The sequence below is a fragment of the Planomonospora algeriensis genome (genome assembly GCF_977012225.1).
On record NZ_CDRNDK010000759.1, the window covers coordinates 1 to 1,960 of the forward strand.

A 1,960-nucleotide genomic window follows, 5' to 3' on the forward strand; every position below is an offset into this window, starting at 1 on the left:
GGGCAGCGCCCCGGCCCGGCCGGGGCGCTGCCCGAGGGGGCCACGCCGCAGCAGATCGCGCAGGAGCTGCTCAAGAGGGCCGACGCCGACACCGCGGTCGGCGTGACCAGCAGCGAGAAGGTCGCCGGCCGCGACGCCTACCAGCTCACCCTCGCCCCCAAGGACGCCTCGTCCCTGGTGAGGGAGATCAGGCTGGCGCTCGACGGGGAGACCCTGACCCCCCTGCGGGTCCAGGTCTACGCCGAGGGCTCGGCCGAACCGGCCTTCGAAGTGGGCTTCACCACGGTCACCTTCACCCCGCCCGCCCCGGAGAACTTCACCTTCACCCCGCCGCCGGGCGCCGAGGTCGAGGAGAAGTCGCTCTCCGACCTCGCTCCCGGGCTCGCGGAGCGGCAGGACAAGGAGAAGGAGATGAAGGAGGAGGCCGAGATCGTCGGCGCGGGCTGGACGGCGGTCGCCGTGCTGCCCTTCTCCCGCGGGACCTCCAGGAAGGGAAGCCGGAGCAGGCCGCCGGGGACGCGGCCGCCGTGGCCGAGGCCCTGCTGAAGTCCGCCACCCCGGTCAGCGGGACGTGGGGCAGCGGCAAGGTCATCCGGACCAAGCTGGTCTCCGCGCTGCTCACCGATGACGGGCGGCTGCTCGTCGGGGCGGTCACCCCCGAGAAGCTGGTCGAGGTGGCCGGCCGGAAGTGAGCGTGACCCCGGGGGCGCCCAGCGCGGCGTCCCCGCCTCCCGCCCAGGACCGGACGACCGAAGGAGCGCCCGTGGTGACCGTCCGCACCGACCAGACCCCCCGCCCGGACAGACCCGTCCCGGGGGAGGAGACCGCCCGCACCGGTGAGAACGCAGGGCCGTCTCCGTCCGCCGCCGCCCCGTCTCCGGGATCCCCGGCGTCTCAGGGGGACCACGCGATCGTGATCCGGGGCCTGACCAAGCGCTTCCGCGGCGGGCAGGTGGCCGTGGACCGCCTCGACCTGGCCGTGCCGCGCGGCTCGGTCTTCGGCTTCCTCGGCCCGAACGGCTCGGGCAAGACCACGACGATCCGCATGCTGCTCGGGCTCGTCGCCCCGACGGAGGGCGACTGGGAACTGCTCGGCACGCCGATGCCGGGCGGGATCGGCGCCGTGCTGCCCCGGGTGGGGGCGCTGGTCGAGGGGCCGGCGTTCTACCCCTACCTGTCGGGCGAGGCGAACCTGCGCCGCTACGACGCCGCCGACCCGGCCGCCGACCCGCGCACCGCCGCGAGCCGGATCGGACTCGCCCTGGAGCGGGTCGGGCTGACCGCGGCGGCCCGCAAGCGCTACCGCGCCTACTCGCTGGGCATGCGGCAGCGGCTGGCCATCGCCGCCGCGCTGCTCGGCCCGAGGGAACTGCTCATCCTCGACGAGCCGACCAACGGGCTGGACCCGCAGGGCACCCGCGAGGTGCGCTCGCTCGTCGCGGAGGTCGCCTCCGGCGGGACGACCGTCTTCGTCTCCTCCCACCTGCTGGCGGAGATCGAGCAGATGTGCACCCACGTCGGCGTCATGCGCGCCGGCCGGCTGGTGGCCGAGGGCCCGGTCGCCGAGCTCCGGGCGGGGGAGGAGGCCAGGATCCGGGTGGAGACGCCGGACCCCGCCGCGGCCGCCGCCGTACTGGCGGGGCTCGGCCTGACGGAGATCCGGACCGGTACGGCGGAGGCCGGTGCGGCGCTCGGCGCGCTCCCGCCCGAGCGCGTCACCGCCGCACTGGTGACCGGCGGCGTCGCGGTACGCGGGCTGGCCGTGCACCGGCCGAGCCTGGAGGACGTGTTCGTGGGGCTGACCGGGGAGGGCTTCGATGTCGACGGTTGAGACGACGGAGACGGTGGCGGGAACGGCGGTTGAGACGGCGGCGGGAACGGTGGCGGGAAAGGCGGTGGGGGCGTCGGCGGTGACCGGGGCGGGAGCCGGAACGGCGGCCGGGACGCGGACCGGGGCTCC

At 75.9% G+C, this 1,960-nt stretch carries 3 protein-coding genes; all 3 read left to right on the plus strand.

Annotated elements, in window-relative coordinates; genetic code table 11:
* On the plus strand, positions 1–546 hold a 546-nt coding region (locus ACWJ6R_RS35455), incomplete at its 5' end, for a LolA family protein (RefSeq protein ID WP_449066400.1).
* Positions 528–692 (plus strand): hypothetical protein, encoded by a 165-nt coding sequence (locus ACWJ6R_RS35460; RefSeq protein ID WP_449066401.1) that lies wholly within the window; start codon positions 528–530, stop codon positions 690–692. The genes ACWJ6R_RS35455 and ACWJ6R_RS35460, both read left to right, overlap by 19 nt.
* A 74-nt stretch (positions 693–766) precedes the next feature.
* Positions 767–1,831, plus strand: coding sequence for an ABC transporter ATP-binding protein (locus ACWJ6R_RS35465; protein WP_449066402.1), 1,065 nt, complete (start codon positions 767–769; stop codon positions 1,829–1,831).
* Positions 1,832–1,960: the final 129 nt, after the last annotated feature.